The 17330-nt window shown below is 56.1% G+C and carries 17 protein-coding genes and 1 tRNA gene; 15 read left to right on the plus strand and 3 right to left on the minus strand.

Translation table 11 applies throughout. The features are described 5' to 3' along the window. Positions 1 to 7 precede the first annotated feature (7 nt). Positions 8 to 976 carry an arsenosugar biosynthesis radical SAM (seleno)protein ArsS gene (gene arsS / locus BM395_RS17870; RefSeq protein WP_212633033.1) on the minus strand — a complete coding sequence of 323 codons (969 nt, stop codon included), beginning with the start codon at positions 974 to 976 and terminating at the stop codon, positions 8 to 10. 137 nt (positions 977 to 1113) lie between these two features. On the opposite strand from arsS, the gene BM395_RS17875 reads away from it, so the two are divergent. Beyond that, a complete protein-coding gene (locus tag BM395_RS17875; RefSeq protein ID WP_090514393.1) occupies positions 1114 to 1530 on the plus strand; it encodes a hypothetical protein in 417 nt (138 codons plus the stop codon). 126 nt (positions 1531 to 1656) lie between these two features. Beyond that, positions 1657 to 4539: an EAL domain-containing protein gene (locus tag BM395_RS17880; RefSeq protein ID WP_244529007.1), complete on the plus strand. Its 2883-nt coding sequence runs from the start codon at positions 1657 to 1659 to the stop codon at positions 4537 to 4539. Positions 4540 to 4610: 71 nt separating this feature from the next. On the opposite strand, the gene gabT is transcribed toward BM395_RS17880, so the two are convergent. Beyond that, a complete protein-coding gene (gabT, locus tag BM395_RS17885) occupies positions 4611 to 5891 on the minus strand; it encodes a 4-aminobutyrate--2-oxoglutarate transaminase (RefSeq protein ID WP_090514396.1) in 1281 nt (426 codons plus the stop codon). Positions 5892 to 6139: 248 nt separating this feature from the next. Then, positions 6140 to 7588 carry an NADP-dependent succinate-semialdehyde dehydrogenase gene (gene gabD, locus BM395_RS17890; protein WP_090514399.1) on the minus strand — a complete coding sequence of 483 codons (1449 nt, stop codon included), beginning with the start codon at positions 7586 to 7588 and terminating at the stop codon, positions 6140 to 6142. Between the two features lie 443 nt (positions 7589 to 8031). Here gabD and BM395_RS17895 point away from each other — a divergent pair. The 13 genes from BM395_RS17895 (at position 8032) to BM395_RS17950 (ending at position 16679) form a co-directional block, all read left to right on the plus strand. Beyond that, positions 8032 to 8108: transfer RNA gene (locus tag BM395_RS17895), tRNA-Arg, on the plus strand. 167 nt (positions 8109 to 8275) lie between these two features. After that, positions 8276 to 9502, plus strand: a complete 1227-nt coding sequence (locus BM395_RS17900) for a tyrosine-type recombinase/integrase (RefSeq protein ID WP_090514401.1) — start codon at positions 8276 to 8278, stop codon at positions 9500 to 9502. A 101-nt stretch (positions 9503 to 9603) separates the two neighbouring features. Then, positions 9604 to 10503 (plus strand): hypothetical protein, encoded by a 900-nt coding sequence (locus tag BM395_RS17905; protein WP_090514404.1) that lies wholly within the window; start codon positions 9604 to 9606, stop codon positions 10501 to 10503. A gap of 120 nt (positions 10504 to 10623) precedes the next feature. Beyond that, positions 10624 to 10899 carry a helix-turn-helix transcriptional regulator gene (locus BM395_RS17910; RefSeq protein WP_170860619.1) on the plus strand — a complete coding sequence of 92 codons (276 nt, stop codon included), beginning with the start codon at positions 10624 to 10626 and terminating at the stop codon, positions 10897 to 10899. Beyond that, positions 10896 to 11543 carry a KilA-N domain-containing protein gene (locus BM395_RS17915; protein ID WP_090514410.1) on the plus strand — a complete coding sequence of 216 codons (648 nt, stop codon included), beginning with the start codon at positions 10896 to 10898 and terminating at the stop codon, positions 11541 to 11543. The genes BM395_RS17910 and BM395_RS17915 overlap by 4 nt, the downstream gene beginning before the upstream one ends. Positions 11544 to 11546: 3 nt before the next feature. Further along, positions 11547 to 11852, plus strand: a complete 306-nt coding sequence (locus BM395_RS17920) for a helix-turn-helix domain-containing protein (RefSeq protein WP_212633032.1) — start codon at positions 11547 to 11549, stop codon at positions 11850 to 11852. Then, positions 11849 to 12505, plus strand: coding sequence for a KilA-N domain-containing protein (locus tag BM395_RS17925; RefSeq protein ID WP_090514415.1), 657 nt, complete (start codon positions 11849 to 11851; stop codon positions 12503 to 12505). The genes BM395_RS17920 and BM395_RS17925 overlap by 4 nt, the downstream gene beginning before the upstream one ends. Before the next feature lie 299 nt (positions 12506 to 12804). Continuing rightward, complete coding sequence (locus BM395_RS23405) at positions 12805 to 12972, plus strand: hypothetical protein (RefSeq protein WP_170860620.1); 168 nt, start codon at positions 12805 to 12807, stop codon at positions 12970 to 12972. Then, on the plus strand, positions 12969 to 13274 hold the full coding sequence (locus BM395_RS17930) for a hypothetical protein (protein WP_090514417.1): 306 nt from the start codon (positions 12969 to 12971) through the stop codon (positions 13272 to 13274). The genes BM395_RS23405 and BM395_RS17930 overlap by 4 nt, the downstream gene beginning before the upstream one ends. 3 nt (positions 13275 to 13277) lie before the next feature. Further along, positions 13278 to 13565 carry a hypothetical protein gene (locus BM395_RS17935; protein WP_090514419.1) on the plus strand — a complete coding sequence of 96 codons (288 nt, stop codon included), beginning with the start codon at positions 13278 to 13280 and terminating at the stop codon, positions 13563 to 13565. Further along, positions 13558 to 14028: a hypothetical protein gene (locus tag BM395_RS17940; RefSeq protein WP_090514422.1), complete on the plus strand. Its 471-nt coding sequence runs from the start codon at positions 13558 to 13560 to the stop codon at positions 14026 to 14028. The genes BM395_RS17935 and BM395_RS17940 overlap by 8 nt, the downstream gene beginning before the upstream one ends. Beyond that, positions 14021 to 14899, plus strand: coding sequence for a toprim domain-containing protein (locus tag BM395_RS17945; protein WP_090514425.1), 879 nt, complete (start codon positions 14021 to 14023; stop codon positions 14897 to 14899). Before BM395_RS17940 ends, BM395_RS17945 begins: the two co-directional genes overlap by 8 nt. Continuing rightward, complete coding sequence (locus BM395_RS17950) at positions 14886 to 16679, plus strand: DUF927 domain-containing protein (RefSeq protein WP_090514429.1); 1794 nt, start codon at positions 14886 to 14888, stop codon at positions 16677 to 16679. Before BM395_RS17945 ends, BM395_RS17950 begins: the two co-directional genes overlap by 14 nt. Positions 16680 to 17330: the final 651 nt, after the last annotated feature.

The raw sequence follows: 17330 nt of genomic DNA on the forward strand, positions 1-17330 counted from the left end.
ATGATCCTTAAGAGTTAAGAGCGCCAGCACAACTGGAACCTTGCCCGGCGGTGCAGGCAAAGCAGTGATCACGGGTGACGATGGCATTTCCGGACAGCGAGGTATTGAGCAGGTCCCGCAAGTGCGGGCGTTGGCGGGCAATAACCTGCCCGGCAATTTCCAGCGGCAGGTCAAGCATCTGGTTGAAGTCGCAATCGTATAAATAGCCTTGCCAATCGACACTGACCAGCGAGCGGCACATCACGTTAGGCAGATTCTCGGCCCTGTAGCTGTCACGCAACAACTGCATATAGTCGTTGAACTGCCCCTTGCTCACGAGAGTGCTGCCAAACCGTGCAATAGGTTGGTTGGTGATGGTCAGCAGGTGATTGAAAACGATGCCGAAATCTTCCGCCAGATGGCTTTTGTAATCGGCTTCCAGCGCCACTTGCGGGGGCGGCAAGCTGGCTCCTTGCGGGTTATACACAAGGTTGAGAATGAGGCCACTGCCGGGTTGGCCGTAGCCTAGCGCATTGAGTTTTTGCAGGCCGATGATGCTGGCGTCGAACACGCCGTCACCGCGTTGTTTGTCGACGTTGTCGCGCGAATAGCAGGGCAGCGAAGCAGTAACCTCAACCTGCTGCTCGGCCAGAAATTGCGCAAGGTCTTCATAGCCGGGCTCGCTGAGAATGGTCAGGTTGCAGCGATCAATGACGCGCAAACCTTCGCGGCGCGCGTGCGTGACGATTTCGCGAAAGCGCGGGTGCATCTCGGGCGCGCCGCCAGTCAAATCCAGGGTATGTACAGGATGCGCGTCGATCACCTGATGCAGCAGTTGCAGGCTGTCGTCAGTCATCGCCTCTGTGCGCGTTGGCCCGGCATTCACATGGCAATGCAAGCAGCGCTGATTACACAGGTAGGTTAAATTGATCTGCAGGGCTTCAAGCGCACCACGAGTAATCGGCGGGAAAGCCAGATCATCCAGCAAAGGTAGCATTGCGCGCACAGTAAACTCCAAAAATTAATCTAGGCAATAGAGCTGTAAAAGCTGAATTAATTACAAGCGCAGACAATTATTTTCAGCATAACTGCTATACAAAACTATGCGTTCACAACCAAGCAATGAGGTTTCCGATGTTACGCCTATGCCTGTTCTTCGTTGCCGGATTTCTTGCGGTAATTTTCTTTCATCAGCCGATTTTAGGGCTTCTGCATGGTGCCGGAATTGTTCCGGTCGCCCCTTTCAATATGGCGCAAACCGCACCTTTGGGTGTGCCATCGATACTTTCTGCGGCCTTTTGGGGTGGCGTCTGGGGCATAGTCATGCTCTCGGTTTTCTGCTGGCAGGCAGACCAGCCGCAGCCGTGGCTGAAAGGCCTGTTTTTTGGCGGCATTGCGTTGACATTAGTAGCGTTAATTGTTGTTTTCCCGCTTAAAGGAATGGGCTTTAATTTAAGCCAATTGCCTGGACGTTTTTTTATCGGTTTTCTGGTAAATAGTGCCTGGGGAGTGGGCACTCTGATATTCGCCCGCACCCTACTCGGCAAATAAAAAAGCCACGCGCTCAGGCGACTGGCGAACTTGCAGCACTTTCAAGCTCTCGGTCACCCTGCTAACGGCAGCGGTGCCCCAGGCAAGAGAGCCGAGTTACCCCGAATATTCTTGCGGACGCCTACTTTGCCATTTATCAATCTGCTGCTTTCACTGCTCCTGCTGGCCTTCAGCGTCGCCGTTCCCGCGGCTACGCTGCCAATGCAGACAATGACTGCCGAGCAATTGGTTAATCCGGTAGATATCAAACAAGTACTCGTACTCGAAGACCGCAACTCGGCGCTCACCGCCAACGAGGCGCTCAATCAAATTCGCAGCCAAGGTAAGTTAGTCGCCGGCACTCCGCGTCTGGGTTACTCCGACAGTGCCTGGTGGGTGGCATTCGAGCTGAATGCGCCGCCTGCCATGCAGCTGGAGATGATCATTGATCAAGCTTTCACCGACGACATTGAACTGTGGTTGTACGACCGCGACCGTCTAATTGCGCCGATTTACAGCGGCGATCACCTGCCATTCCTGCAGCGGGGCGTGCCGTTTCCACGCTTTATGCTGACTCTGCCAAGGCTCGGCGTAGGCCCGCATACTCTGCTGCTGCGGGTTCATAGCGCCTCGGCCGTGAGCCTGCCAATGCAGTTGGTGAGCAGTGAAAAAAACACCCTGTTGGTGGCCGTAAACTGGCTACTCGGTGGCCTGTTGATTGGCGGTCTGATGAGCCTGGCCGTTTTTTACATGCTCAAATTCCGCGCGCTGCGTGAACAACAACTGGGCTACTTCTGCATTACCGCGCTGGCCTTGTGTGCTTACAGTGCCAGCTTGCATGGCGTAATTGATCTGCTGTTCAGTCAATGGCCGTGGCTTTCCAAGCGCTTGGTGCAGGTTGCCAACCCGCTGATGCTGATCTTCAGCACCTTGTTCATCATCAGCGCGCTGCGCCTGAAACTCGGCACTGCGCTGCGACTGGCACTGAATGTGTTGATCGCCATCATCGTGCTGGTGAGCTTATGGAACGCGCTGTACAGCGACGATTACCGCGGTTACCAGGCCTTTAACCTGGTCCTGTTGCTGGTCGGCCTGTTCCAGGCATTGGTGGTCACACTCAGCTTGATCAAAGGGCTGCCTTATTCGCGCGGCTATTTCCTCTGCTGGATCAGTGCGCTGGTGATGATGACCGTGCTTCCGCTGGGACGTCTGGGCATTATCAACCTGCCTTCAGATGCCTATGCCCTGCAGACCTTTTTGCCGCTGCTGAGCATGCTGCTTTTCAGCGCGGTACTCGACCGCCAGCTTGAAAACGTGCGCAAGGCATTGCTCAGCAGCCAGTCGCAAGCCATCGATAACCTTGAGCAATACCGCGCCTTGTTCAATAGCGCACGCGAAGGCATTTTCCGCTGCACGCTCAACGGCACCCTGCTGGAAGCCAACCCCAGCCTGATCCGCTTTCTCGGCTCAACGCCCGGAGACGGAAGCTGGCAAGCACTGCCCGTGCAAAAGCTGCTGGGTACAACGCAATGGACCAAGCTGGTGGCAAAACTGGACGCCGCACACCCGTCGGTGAGCCAGGAATGTCAGCTGCGCGACCTTAATGGCAAGCGTCATTGGGTCTACCTTTCGTTGCATCTGCGCTCAGCCCATACCTGTATTGAAGGCATCATTTTCGACCTCAGTGACCGTCGCCAGCTCGAAGACCGCCTCAAGCATCAGGCAGCACATGACTCACTGACTGGCTTGCTCAATCGCCGGGAACTCGAACGTCTGCTCCAGCTGAGCCTGCTGAGCAACGACACCAGCCGTTTCAGCCACCTGCTGTACATCGACCTCGATCAGTTCAAGCAGGTAAACGACCTGTGCGGCCATTCGGCGGGCGATCAGTTGCTCAAGCAATTGTCCGCGCATATGCAAAACATGCTGCCGAAGAGTGCGCAATTGGCGCGCATTGGTGGCGATGAGTTTGTCGTGCTGCTGCGCGAACAAGATCACTTCGTCGCGCTGGGACAGGCCGAGCGTTTGCGCCGCAGTGTCGAACAATTCGTTTTCATCTGGGAAAACACCCCGTTCCGCCTGCATGCGAGCATCGGCGTGCTCACCCTCAGCCAGGATATTTGTGACTGGGAAACCGCTCTGCGCTGGGCCGACAGCGCCAGCCAGCAGGCCAAGGTGCTGGGCCGCAACCGGGTTCAACAGTTCAACCCGACTGACGGCGCACTGCAAGAGCAGCAACGCCAGTTGCAATGGATCACCCGCCTGCAAGAAGCCATGCGCAGCAATCATTTCGTGCTTTTTTACCAGCCGGTCATGCCCCTGCAAACAGTGCACGACGAACTGCATTATGAGTTGCTGCTGCGTTATTGCGACCCGGCGACTGGCGAGTTCATCAGCCCCGAGCGCTTCATGCGCGCGGCTGAACGCTACAGCCTGCTGGTCGATATCGACCGCTGGGTGGTGCGCAACCTGTGCCAATGGCTGAGCAATAACCCGGAGCACCTGCAGCAGCTTGGCCAGGTCAATCTCAACCTCAGCACGCATTCGTTGCTTGATGCCAGCTTCCACATCTTCTTGTCGCAGGAGTTGATGAGCAAAGGAATTCCGCCACACAAAGTGTGTATCGAAGTCACCGAAATGGTCGCACTGGGTGAGCTTGCGGTGTCTACCAAATGGCTGAAAAGCCTGCGCAGTCAGGGCTTCAAAGTGGCGCTGGACGACTTCGGCAGCGGTTTTGCGTCCTACGCTTACCTGCGTCATTTGCCGTTGGATATTCTCAAGATCGACGGCAGCTTTATCCGCGGCATCGAACACGATCGCATCAATCAGGCGATGGTTGGCTCCATGCAGCAGATTGCCAAGCAACTCGGCCTGCAAACAGTCGCTGAATTTGTCGAGACCCAAGAATCGCTCGAATGCCTGCGCGCGCTGGGTATCGACTATGGACAAGGCTACTGGATTGCCGAGCCGGCGCCGCTGAGCAGCCTGACCAAATCACTGCCCACCGCCTCCGCCCGTTTCGGCCTTTAACTCAGCCTGAATTGCAGGCAAAAAAAGACCCGCCAACGCTTAACGCTGGCGGGTCTTTTTAGCAACTAGCCTCAGGCCAGTTCGTCAAAGCACTCAGCGATAATCGCCAGGCCCTGATCAAGCTGTGCGTCAGGTGCAGTTACCGGCACCAGCACGCGCAGAACGTTGCCGTAAGTACCGCACGACAGCAGGATCAGACCCTTTTCGCGTGCCTTGGCAACAACCTGACCTACCAGAGCAGCAGCTGGCTTGTGGTGGTCGCCATCTTCAAACAGCTCAACAGCGATCATCGAACCCAGTGCGCGCACGTCACCGATCGACTTGTGCTTGGCCTGAATAGCCTTGAGGCCAGTGACCAGACGCTCGCCGACAGCCTTGCTGCGATCCAGCAGGTTCTCTTCTTCAAACACTTCCATGACCGCCAGAGCAGCCGCGCAAGCAATCGGGCTACCGGCATAAGTGCCGCCCAGACCGCCCGGCGCGATAGCGTCCATGTATTCGGCCTTGCCGCACACGCCCGCCAACGGGAAGCCACCAGCAATCGACTTGGCGAAAGTGGTCAGGTCGGGAGTAACGCCCATCTGCTCCATCGCGAAGAAGGTGCCGGTACGGCCAGCGCCAGTCTGTACTTCGTCAGCGACCAGCAGGATGCCGTGCTGGTCGCACAGGGCGCGCAGACGCTTCATGAAGTCTTTTGGTGCCACGTAGAAACCACCTTCGCCCTGAACCGGCTCGATGATGATCGCAGCGATGTCTTTAGGCTCGGCATCGTTCTTGAAAATGCGCTCGATGCTGGCAATTGCGTCGTCAGTGCTGACGCCGTGCATTTCACACGGATACTGCGCACGGAACACGCCGCCCGGCATCAGGCCCATGCCTGCCGAATACGGAACAACCTTGCCGGTCAGACCGAGGGTCATCATGGTACGGCCGTGGTAGCCGCCGGTGAACGCGATTACGCCGGCACGGCCAGTAGCAGCGCGGGCGATTTTAACGGCGTTCTCAACAGCTTCAGAACCAGTAGTGACCAGCAGGGTTTTCTTGTCGAAATCGCCTGGCACTTTGGCGTTGATCTTTTCGCACACTTCAACGTACGGCTCGTAAGCCAATACCTGGAAGCAGGTGTGGCTCAGCTTGGTCAGTTGTTCCTGCACGGCAGCAATAACTTTCGGGTGCAGGTGACCGGTGTTGAGCACGGCGATACCGCCGGCGAAGTCGATAAACTCACGACCTTCAACGTCCGTTACGGTTGCGTTCAGCGCTTTCTCAGCGAAGATCGGGTGGATCTGACCTACACCGCGTGGAACGGCAGCAGTACGGCGTTGCATCAAGGATTCGTTGGTCTTGCTCATGACTTCCTCATTCGCCACTCATCGTGTGGCGTGGTTCAAGGACAAAGCAGCTCGACAACCTGCGACGCATGCATTCGATGATCGACTGCGTCGCCGTTGCCCGGCTACAGGGGTGGTTTAAAACTTGCCGGCGCCACGCTAATCGGGCGTCTGGCAAGACGGTGGCCGGTAAGGGCGTCCAGTTGGCTCTTGCCAGTGAACAACCCTCACCCACTCACCCGCGCAATATCACTATTGCACGCAGGTAATCAGATGCTCAGGCAGAGGTATTTGATTTCCAGGTAGTCTTCGATGCCGTACTTGGAACCTTCACGGCCCAGGCCCGAAGCCTTGATGCCGCCGAAAGGCGCGACTTCGTTGGAGATCAAACCGGTGTTAACACCGACCATACCGTATTCCAGCGCTTCTGCAACACGGAACACACGGCCCATGTCACGCGCATAGAAGTACGATGCCAGACCGAACTCGGTGTCGTTGGACATGGCGATAACATCAGCCTCGTCCTTGAAGCGGAACAGCGGCGCCAGCGGGCCGAATGTCTCTTCTTTGGCCACCGCAGCATTGCGCGGCACGTCGACCAGAATAGTCGGCTCGAAGAAGCTGCCACCCAGGCTGTGCTGCTTACCGCCAGTCAGTACTTTGGCGCCTTTGCCAACGGCGTCTTCGATGTGCTCCTGGACCTTGGCGACGGCTTTGTCGTCGATCAGCGGGCCAGTGGTCACACCGTCTTCCATACCGTTACCGATATTCAGCTTGGCCACTGCAGCCTTGAGCTTCTCGGCGAAGGCATCGTAAACGCCATCCTGAATGTACAGACGGTTTGCGCAAACACAGGTCTGGCCGTTGTTGCGATACTTGGAAATCAGCGCGCCTTCAACAGCGGCGTCCAGATCAGCGTCGTCAAAAACGATAAATGGCGCGTTGCCACCCAACTCCAGCGACACTTTCTTGATGTCTTGCGCACATTCGGCCATCAACTGGCGACCAATTTCAGTCGAGCCAGTGAACGACAGCTTACGTACGGTTGGGTTGCTGGTCAGCTCGCCGCCAACATCGCCAGCGCTACCAGTGATAACACTCAGCACGCCTTTCGGAATGCCGGCACGCTCAGCCAGAACAACCAACGCCAGTGCCGAGAACGGAGTCTGCGAGGCAGGCTTGATGACCATGGTGCAGCCCGCTGCCAGAGCAGGACCGGCTTTACGGGTGATCATCGCAGCCGGGAAGTTCCACGGCGTAATCGCGGCGGTCACACCGATTGGCTGCTTCATCACGATCAGGCGCTTGTCTGGCTGGTGGCCAGGAATCACGTCGCCATAAATACGCTTGGCTTCTTCTGCGAACCACTCGATAAACGAGGCCGCGTAAGCAATTTCGCCCTTGGCTTCAGCCAGCGGCTTGCCCTGCTCCAGGGTCATCAGGCGACCCAGGTCGTCCTGGTTTTCAATCAGCAATTCGTACCAACGACGCAGCTTGTTCGCGCGCTCTTTGGCAGTCAGTGCGCGCCAAGCCGGCAGTGCACGGTCCGCTGCTTCAATAGCGCGGCGGGTTTCGGCAGCGCCCATCTTCGGTACAGTACCGATGATCTCACCCGTGGCCGGGTTGTTGACCTTGATAGTCTGACCGTTGTCCGCATCAAGCCAGGTACCATCAATGTATGCCTGCTGACGGAACAGCTGGGTGTCTTTTAATTGCATGACAGTCTCCTCTTCCCGACACCAGCGTCGGATGGTTAATGGTGGCGCCGGGGGTAAAAACCCATTGAATAAATGCAAAATAAAACGCTAACGCTTCATCCCGCTTATAGAATTCGAAAGGACTCTGTCGCAGGAGTTCCGGATAGTCGCAGCAGGAGCGTTTGAAATCTCAAACGAATCCTAGGGTCGCAAGGGGTAAAGGGCAATAGTCTGTGCAAAAAAATGTACAAAAATAAGCGGTTTTTTATTGTTTACCGATAAACGAAACCACAAAACGCTATTTATGTGCAGAATCACGAACAATGCGCAGGCATGGACTCAATCGCCATAGATGCGTATCATTGCGCCCGCACTGCAAGCGCTCCCGCGCCCCTCGCCACTGCTAAAGCCAATGGTTTTACAGCAGCCGATTGCAGTCTAGGGCCAACGGCCTGCTTCATTACGCACCAGTAGCTCAGCTGGATAGAGTACTGCCCTCCGAAGGCAGGGGTCGTGGGTTCGAATCCCGCCTGGTGCGCCAAATAGCTGTTTACTGCTGTATCAAGCAGTCTACGAAACACCTCAAGAAGCCCGCCCTGTGCGGGCTTTCTTGTATCTGGCTGTTTACATCTATCTACGCCTAGACCTTCCCGGCGTGTATGCCAGTGTGTATGCTGGGCTTAAATTAGAACTGACGGCATACACACCATGAAACGTTCAGAGATTAAACGCCGCCCGTTAGCTGACACAACGCTAGCCAGCCTAGAGCCTGAAAGTACCGTCTATCGAGAGCCTGACGGGCAAGGGCTTTATTTCCGAGTGAAGCCCAACGGCGGCAAGTCATGGGAGTTGCGCTACAAGAAACCAGACGGCAAATGGTCATGGCTTGGCCTTGGGAGCTATCCAGAAGTCAGCGGAGCAGGTGCAAGGCTAAAGGCAAACAACTTGCGCACTGATGCGGCAGATGGCGTCAATCCACTTACGGCCAAGCACGCACGCAAGGCTTCCGAACTGGAGTCGGCCAACAGTACGTTTGAGTCTCTGGCGCTAGAGTGGATAAACATCCGCCGTCCGGGATGGGCCGACAGTACAGCTAAGCGCACCATTGGCGCTCTTGAGCTGCACGCTTTCCCAGTGTTTGGAAAACGCGTATATACCAGCATACTGCCCATCGAATGGATGGAGTTTCTACAGGGCATGGAAAAGCAGGGCATCATTGAGCAGATGCGCCGGGTACGCCGTACCTGCCGGGAAATCTACGATTTAGCGCGGGTCACTGGGCGCGCTGTACATAATCCGCTCGATGGGCTCAATCGCTTCCTTCAGTCCAAGCCCTCAGAAAACTATGCTCACGTCACTGCCGATGACTTGCCGCCGTTATTACGTGCCATCAATGCATATCCTCACGCCCATGACCTACGCCTTGGTCTGCGTTTACTGATGATGACCGGAGTACGCCCAAGCGAGCTACGCGAGGCGAGGTGGGATGAGTTCGATTTGAAGGCAGGGCTCTGGATGATTCCTGCTGAACGAATGAAGAAACGCCGCCCGCATAGCGTGCCACTCTCTAGCCAAGCGCTTGATGCTCTTGAGCAATTAAACAGAATCACTGGCGCGTACCCTCTATTGTTCCCCGGTCGCAATGAGCGCACCAAGCCACGCAGCAACATGGCCTTTAATATGGCGTTGCGCCGCATGGGTTACGCAGGCCGGCAGACCGGCCACGGCTTTAGGCACATCGCGTCAACGATCCTGCGAGAGAACGGCTTTGCTAAAGATCATGTTGAGGCCCAGCTCTCGCATGTCGAGGATGGGGTATCAGGCGTTTATAACAAGGCAACTTATTTAGAGCAGCGGCGCACGATGATGCAATGGTATGCCGACCACCTCGACACACTAGCAGCTGGCAATGTGGTGAGCATCAAACGCGCATAAAGGTTTTTGGCTGGCCTAGCCCGACGGGGCGAAAAGTGGGCACCCACCCGCCTGACCAGCTGATCTATTCAGCATGGGTAACGCCTTGGGAGGCGAGCGCTATGAGCTTCTTTACTAACCCGCTCTTTGATTCATTTGTAAGCCACGGTCTTCATTATCCGATTAGACGACTTTCTGAACTTCAATCTAGAGCGAAACACCTTTTACACGGACGAACAGACAAAGAGATCGAGAACGCGAGAAGTACAATTTACTGGCTACTGGAAGACTACTTCAACGACGAAAAGGAATACTGGATACGCAGCCAACTAGAGTGCGGAGGCCACATACTGGGATACCTTCACGAAGAAGAACGCACAGAGTCAGCACTCCGAGAATTAATAACTAACAATACCAATCCAGATATTGAAGGAGTACTGGACTTCCCCCAAGAGGAAAACACAAAAGAAGTTGATGCTCTTGAGCATATTCTAATGAACACTGACATAGATGACGCGGACTTCCCAAACGCTAACGCATACGAATATCTAGCCGTGCTTGCACTGGACCTGATAAACAGAGCAGTTGAGGCAGTTAGTGACAGAGATTTCCCAGACGCGCTTAAAGATGACATGCCAATGGTGTTGCTAGCAGGCATTGGCAATGACGCTGTAGATATTACCGAAGTCGTTTGCATAGCTGAGTCACATAAGGCGCGCCAATACGCTGAAATCAAACACCTCGCAGAGTTAGCCGCAGGATTGGTAAGGCATGAAATCCAGCTAGGCACCGAAGCCGACGTACTCGCGAAAAAAAAGGTGTCAATGGGCGCGAGAAAAGCAGCAGGCGCCCGCCATAGTGAAGCCAACACCCAAAAGCTCAATGCTCAAACCGAGTGGGATAGTGTCAAAGGTACATACAGCAGCATTGCAGCGTTTGCCCGGTATCGCCACAAAGCATACGCAGTTACCGAACGCACGCTTTACGGCTGGATCATCGCCCACCGAAAAACGAAAGCCTAAGCTGTACAGTGTGCGCGCAGACTGTACAGCGTGCGCGCACACCGGACTGCCCCCGCCCCACAACCCCCGCCAATCTATTCCTGTGCCAGTCAATATCTACCAGACACAGGAACTAGCCACATGGACAACATCCGCACTATTAAGGCAGCCAGTTGCGCGGCAAACCTTCTACAGTTCGACCCCGCGACTACCATCATCCGTATGCCTGAATTTGAGATCATCGTCGGGTTAGCCCGCCCGACGATCTACAAGCGCATGAAAGACGACCCGACCTTCCCCCGCCCGGTGCCGCTTAGCGACAGCAAGTCGCGTGGTGCGCCTGTGGGTTGGGTGCTGGGGGAAGTTCAGGAATGGGTGCGCAAGCGCATTGCACTGCGTACTGAGGTGACAGCATGAGTTCAATTACTGTCAGCGCTCACGGCACAACCTTGCTTGCCATTGACGAACAGACCGGCTATTTCAACGCCAGCCTCTTAACTCGGCAGAACAGCAAAAACCCGAAAGAGTTCCTTTGCACTTTTGAGGCTTACTCACTGTTGAATGCGGCAGCTGCGACGCTTGGCGAGTCGATCAACGAGAAATGGCAAGACCTACAGTATGTGAGAAACAACAAGCCTCAATACTTCGATGCTCTCAAAGATGCAAAAGTGATCATTGGGTATGCAGGGACGCCAGGGATGCGCGTATCGCCTGGTAAGAACATTGCAGGCAGCATTCCTGATTATCAGCCGGGGCTTTGGCTTCACCCTTATTTAGCGGCGCCCTTTGTTCGCTGGATGGAGCCCTCCAGCTACACCTACCAAAAAAGCACCCTCGCCCCTTTGGTAGATCAGGCTCTCGAGAAATATCAGAACCAGCCCGTAATTGAGAAACCTGTTTGCGAAATTGCGCACACCTTCTCTGGCTTAGTTACCCCTGAAGAGATGGAGCAAATCAAAGTAATTGACCGGATGTTGATCGAGGACGGCGCCTCCGATAACGAGCGCTATCAACTGATCAATGACCGCGTTGATCTGTTAATTCAGGCACGGGAGAGTTAAATCATGGGCAAAAATAAAGCCGACCAACAGGCCAGCTCTAAAAATTCTCACCTGAATAATACCAGTGTTCATGCTCAGCGCGCCCGACTACTAGAGCGATTCCATCAAGTCGGCTCAGTTACTACCATCGCCGCGCGCAATGACCTGAACATCATGATGCCCGCCGCCCGCGTGAAGGAGCTACGCGAACTGGGGCACCCCATCAAAACACATCGCATCACCATGACCGATGAGCAGGGCCGCACTCACCAAGGTGTGGCGCTGTACTACATCGGCGCACTACCGGCAGACAGTGAGGTGAGAGCATGAGCGTCCGAATAGTCCCATTCAGCTACGAAGGTCAGGCCGTGGCGTTCAACGCTGACGGATGGATCAATGCAACCCAAGCGGCTGAACGCTTTGGCAAGGTTCCCAACGAGTGGCTGCGTCTACCCGATACCGAGCGCTATCTCGACGGAATGAAACGTAGATACGGGGAAATCCCGTATGTAAAAACCAGTCGCGCCCGCGCTGATCGTGGTGGCGGCACCTGGCTACACCCAAAACTTGCAGTGAAGTTTGCACGCTGGCTTTCCGTGGACTTTGAGATCTGGTGTGACGAGCAGGTTGATGGCCTGTTACGCGGCGAATCGAAACCATGGTCAGCCGCTCGCCATGAAGCTGCAATCGGCCACAAAGCGGTGTGTGATGCCCTAGCGTTTAACTTTGAGATTCAAGGCAAGACCGCCAAGGCGCACCATTACATCAATGAGTCGCGGCTGATTAACAAAGTCATCACCGGCTCATTCGCTGGCCGCGACCGTGACCAGTTGAGCGAACGTGAACTGGAGATCGTGACCCTTGCTGAGTTGCGCGATACGGCGTTAATCGGCGCTGGTTTGGCCTATGCCGAGCGTAAAGCCAACTTGCTGTGCTACGTCCGCGAATTGCAGAGCAAGCATCAACGGAGGGTTGCAGCATGATGCACAGACAATCTTTCTCGGCTATTGCCAAGCATCACACCCCGACCTATAGTTCACCCGTCGTCACATTGCTGGCGACCGGGTTTTGCAGCCCGAACATCGTTAGGCGCATGAGCGCCACCATTCCGAAAGCTGGCGCTTTTTTTGTGTCTGCCGTTTCGTTTTATGGTGGCTGTGCGCGGGGCGCTCTCGAGCGCGCCGGGTGCCTAACGTCCCGGTCTGCAAACCTGCGTACAGCCGCCACCCAATCCCGTTTTGCAGCGGGTAGTAGCGGCTCCCCAACGTTAGGAGCCACACCCATGAAAAACACGAACGCCCTCAATCCGTCCGCCTCACACGCCCAAGCGTGGAAAGCCCGCGCTATGGCCGCACTACGCGCCGACTCAAGCCTGAGCACACGACTTGCGCGGTATAACGCAGCAATGGCCCGTGCTCGCCAACTGGAAGCCGCTGGAGGTGCCGTATGAACCCTTGGAGCGAGAACCTAATTAGCACCGCCAGCTTTGACAACATGCCCCACGCGCAACTCGACGCAATCAGCCGCAGCGCTGAAAGCCAGAATATGACCCTTTGCCAAGGTGTAGCCGCAATTGGCACCGTGCTAGCCGTCGCAGCACAGAACGAGGACGCGGGTTTAAGCATGGCCGCAGTAGCAGACCTAGGTTGGTTACTTGAAAGCCTAGGCAAGCTCAGCGCGGCAATCACTGACCAAGGTAACGCAGCACGCTCTTATAGCGACTGGCACAACGCCCAAAAGCGCGAGGGTTAACCCATGCAAATTAAAAACGGCACCCATGTGCCGACGGGATCGGCTTGCCCGAAGAAAGCCACAGAGCTGTTTTATGTCAGCCACCCCAAGGCTGCGCGGGCATTGCTGGGGCCGTTTCTTACTCAAGCTGACGCTGAGTGTGGCCGCATCGTTATGCGCAGCCCTGACGCTGTTGTGACCGCTTGCATGGTTGAGCAGGTAGACGACCTAACCCATTGGCACGCGGTGAACAATGCGCAGGTTTGCCGTGCGTTTGCTGGTGCCGCTCAACTGAGGGTGAGCTATGAATAACGCCACATCACTATGCCCGGTGAGCATGGTTCATCACTACACCACCGAGCGACATCACCTTCCGTTGATTCTGGCTGACGGCGAACTAATACCCAGCAATGCCGGTGCCGAGCACGAAGCGCCGTTGCTGTGGTTTTCCCGTGCCGTGCGCTGGGAGGCGACCGCAACAAAAATGATTCAGGGGGCTGATGGTCTGCGCCTGCTGACATTCAATGAACAGCTCGCCTCGCTCGGCTGTGTGCGGTTCTCGCTGCGCGCTGATGATCCGCGCCTGCTGAATTGGGTAGACGCCTGCAAAGCCGCCGGAATGAGCAGCACCACCCGGCGCAAGCTGGAAACGGTAGGCCGCAAACGCGGTGGCTCGCCTGCTGACTGGGTGGCTGTGCGTAGTTCCGTGTCGCTTGCTGATGTTCGCCTGCAACGCTTCGACGGGGCTTCATGGGTGGGGGTAGATCATGGATAACATCGTTATCGCATTCCGTGACGCGCTGCAAAGTGCCTTTGGCCAACTTGATTGGTTGCCAGTACCTGATGGCGAGATTCACCGCTTCCGTGTTCCCGACGACAAGTCAGGCAGTCAAAACGGTTGGTACATCATCTATCCAGATGGCATTGCATCGGGTGCGTTCGGTAGCTGGAAGACGGGCGGCACCAATACATGGTGTAGCCGTGAGCCGGTGGACGCCCGCGAAGCCGAGCAGGTACGACAGCGCATCGAGCAGGCACGCCGCCAACGCGAAGCTGAGCAGCACCAACGCCAGCAAGCCGCAGCCGAGTACGCAAATCGCCTATGGCGTGACGCTCGTCGCGCCGATCCCGATCACCCCTATCTACTTGCAAAGGGTGTTCGCCCGTATGGGTTGCGCCAACGTGGCGATGAACTGCTGGTGCCGTTGTACGCAGACGGTGCGCTGGTGAACCTGCAACGCATCAAACCGGACGGGAGCAAGCGCTTCTTGTTCGGTGGCCGTATCAAGGGCAGCTATTCGCCACTAGGCAGCATCACACTCGGCAAGCCGCTACTTGTCTGTGAAGGCTGGGCAACGGGCGCAACGCTTCACGCAAACGGCTACACCGCCGCCTGTGCGATGAACGCGGGAAACCTGACACCTGTTGCGCTGGCACTGCGAGCAAATCACCCAAACATCGAAATAATCATCGCCGGCGACGACGACCGCATGACCGAAGGAAACCCCGGACGCACCGCAGCAAATGCCGCCGCCATTGCGTGTGGCGGGCTTGTCACCTTTCCCGAGTGGCCCGCCGACTCCCCGCAATCACTCACAGACTTTAACGATCTAGCAGCTTGGAGCCGCCAACATGAGCAAGCCTGAGAAGAAAGTAATCAGCCTGCGCCCAGAAGCGCCCAGAGTCGAACCTGACCGGCCTTGCTGGGGCGTGTATGAGCATTGGGTAACGAATGAGAAAGGCCGCAGCTTGCGCCCCGGTGTGTACTGGCACGGGTTTAAACGCACCAGCGCCGATGATAACGATGAAGACGAAACAGACCGACCGATCACAGATGAATGGATCGCCACGCCCGTGACGGTCGCAGCTCGCACCACCAACACCGACGATGGCAGCGAAGGCAGATTTCTGCGACTGGTGACGGAGAACGGCGTAAAGGAATGGATCATTCCCATGGAAGTGTTCGGAGGGAGTGGTGAAGAAGCCAGACGGGCTTTGTTCGGCATGGGCGTAATTATCGCGCTCAAGAAGCGTAGCCAGTTCATGGAGTACCTACTCGAACAACGCCCCATCGAGGTGTTCGCCACCACCTGCCGTCCGGGCTGGCATGAGTCAGGCGCATTTGTACTACCGGGTCGCACCATTGGCAGCGATAAGGTGCGTTATCAGTCCAGCGTTAAAGGCCAAAACCTGTTCAGCCTCCGTGGGGATCTGGACGGCTGGAAAAACGAAGTAGCCGCCAAGTGTGTTGGTAATCCGGTGCTGACACTCGCTATTGGCTGCGCACTGGCTGGGCCGCTGTTGAGCCTCGTCGGAGTGCTGGGTGGCGGTGTTCATCTGGTGGGCGACAGCTCAAGCGGCAAATCACTGGCACAGCTAATCGGATCATCAGTATGGGGCGACCCCGGCATATTCGCTGCGAGCTGGGATATGACTAAGGGCGGCTTAGAGATTGAAGCTTCAAGCCGCAATGACACCATGCTGCCCCTGGACGAAATCAAACGAGCCGACCCCAAGCGTGTGCAGGAAATGGCTTACTCACTCGCCAACGGTCAAGGCAAAGGCACCATGACACGCGACCGAGAGGCCCGTGGAAAGCTGAGCTGGCGTTTGCTGGCACTCTCAAGCGGTGAGCGCTCCTTATCAGAGCACGCCGCTATTAGCGGTAATGCCGCCCATGCTGGTGCTGAGCTACGCATGGTGGACGTAAACGCCGGTACTCGCACACACCGCGCCTTCGACGAGCTACACGGCTTGGAAGGTGCTGACTTTCACCGCCTGTTGACCGTCGCAGTAGGTAATCACCATGGCCACATTGGGCCGGTGTTTGTAGAGCAGCTAATCGCCAGCAACGACACACCCGGCCTATTGGCTGACTTTGCAGGTATTCGCGCCCAGTTCATCGAGGACAACGCACAGGCCGGACGTGTAGCCGACCGGTTCGCCGTCATCGCACTGGCTGGTGAAATGGCGATTGCTTACGGCCTGTTGCCATGGGCGCCGGGTAGCGCACTGGCTGACTGCCAACTGCTGTATGGCGAGTGGCTGAGCCGAGTAGGCAGCGGCAATGCCGAGGATCGCCAAATACTGGCTGGCATCCATGACTTTATAGACAAGCACGGCACCAGCCGATTCTCAGACGTGAATGATTCGATACCTGACACCAAGGTGTTTAACCGTGCTGGCTACTGGGAGTCGGCTGGCACCAATCGGCTGTACTTGTTCAACAAGTCGTCGTTAATTGAGGCCGCACACGGGTATGGCTTAGCCCGAATCATTAAGGCACTGGAAGGCGCGAAGGCACTCACCAAGTTTGACGCTGATCGCGCACGCAGAACCAAGAACTACCGCATTCCCGGCGGTGGTCAATCACGCCTGTATGTCATCGATCCTACCACCTTGGATAACGAGGGGGCTGGAGCATGAGCAGACCTAAATTAGCCCTAACCCATAAAGCCCAATTTCACAGGAACCTAGAATCGGTGGCAACAGTGGCAACAGTGGCAACGGCCTTGCGGGGCGGGCCTTTCAGCCGTTGCCACCCAATAAAAGAAGTGGCAACAGGTGGCAACACAAACACGTTTCTGAATATAAGAGCCTGCCGTCTACCTTTCATTTGGTTATCACTGTTGCCACTAAAAATGAAGTGGCAACAGATTGGCAACATTTTTAGCCTCTGTAAGGCCCGTGCTAGAGCGGTTGTTGCCACCGTTGCCACTGTTGCCACACTTTTTGAAACTAGAGGAACATGTGTATTAGTGTTTTTGCAGTCTGGGGGCAAGCCATGAGCTTACTTTCTGGCCTGTTTACCGAACGGGAGAAAGCGCCCGCGCCACGTTTTGTTGTGATTGAAAACGTGGCGCGCATGCCAGAGTGTGAGAAACGCCCCACCGTGGCGGAAACACCACACACAAGGACGCCCGCGCCGATCCATACCCCGCAACCGGTGGCTGATCCCGACCAGCCTCAGCACTTCATTCAAACCGCCGTCACTGCCTCGCCTGAGTGGTGCCACGCCCGAGACCAATACATGAACCACATTATGGCGTGCCGAGGCTGCTACGCGCCTGCTAGCCG

This window comes from Pseudomonas marincola (assembly GCF_900116605.1).
In the GTDB taxonomy this organism is placed as follows: domain Bacteria; phylum Pseudomonadota; class Gammaproteobacteria; order Pseudomonadales; family Pseudomonadaceae; genus Aquipseudomonas; species Aquipseudomonas marincola.

Excerpts from the sequence above, each read along its gene's own strand:
- arsS (WP_212633033.1), bottom strand. The coding sequence starts at position 976 with ATGCTACCTTTGCTGGATGATCTGGCTTTCCCGCCGATTACTCGTGGT.
- BM395_RS17875 (WP_090514393.1), top strand. The coding sequence starts at position 1,114 with ATGTTACGCCTATGCCTGTTCTTCGTTGCCGGATTTCTTGCGGTAATT.
- gabT (WP_090514396.1), bottom strand. The coding sequence starts at position 5,891 with ATGAGCAAGACCAACGAATCCTTGATGCAACGCCGTACTGCTGCCGTT.
- gabD (WP_090514399.1), bottom strand. The coding sequence starts at position 7,588 with ATGCAATTAAAAGACACCCAGCTGTTCCGTCAGCAGGCATACATTGAT.
- BM395_RS17900 (WP_090514401.1), top strand. The coding sequence starts at position 8,276 with ATGAAACGTTCAGAGATTAAACGCCGCCCGTTAGCTGACACAACGCTA.
- BM395_RS17905 (WP_090514404.1), top strand. The coding sequence starts at position 9,604 with ATGAGCTTCTTTACTAACCCGCTCTTTGATTCATTTGTAAGCCACGGT.
- BM395_RS17910 (WP_170860619.1), top strand. The coding sequence starts at position 10,624 with ATGGACAACATCCGCACTATTAAGGCAGCCAGTTGCGCGGCAAACCTT.
- BM395_RS17915 (WP_090514410.1), top strand. The coding sequence starts at position 10,896 with ATGAGTTCAATTACTGTCAGCGCTCACGGCACAACCTTGCTTGCCATT.
- BM395_RS17920 (WP_212633032.1), top strand. The coding sequence starts at position 11,547 with ATGGGCAAAAATAAAGCCGACCAACAGGCCAGCTCTAAAAATTCTCAC.
- BM395_RS17925 (WP_090514415.1), top strand. The coding sequence starts at position 11,849 with ATGAGCGTCCGAATAGTCCCATTCAGCTACGAAGGTCAGGCCGTGGCG.
- BM395_RS23405 (WP_170860620.1), top strand. The coding sequence starts at position 12,805 with ATGAAAAACACGAACGCCCTCAATCCGTCCGCCTCACACGCCCAAGCG.
- BM395_RS17930 (WP_090514417.1), top strand. The coding sequence starts at position 12,969 with ATGAACCCTTGGAGCGAGAACCTAATTAGCACCGCCAGCTTTGACAAC.
- BM395_RS17935 (WP_090514419.1), top strand. The coding sequence starts at position 13,278 with ATGCAAATTAAAAACGGCACCCATGTGCCGACGGGATCGGCTTGCCCG.
- BM395_RS17940 (WP_090514422.1), top strand. The coding sequence starts at position 13,558 with ATGAATAACGCCACATCACTATGCCCGGTGAGCATGGTTCATCACTAC.
- BM395_RS17945 (WP_090514425.1), top strand. The coding sequence starts at position 14,021 with ATGGATAACATCGTTATCGCATTCCGTGACGCGCTGCAAAGTGCCTTT.
- BM395_RS17950 (WP_090514429.1), top strand. The coding sequence starts at position 14,886 with ATGAGCAAGCCTGAGAAGAAAGTAATCAGCCTGCGCCCAGAAGCGCCC.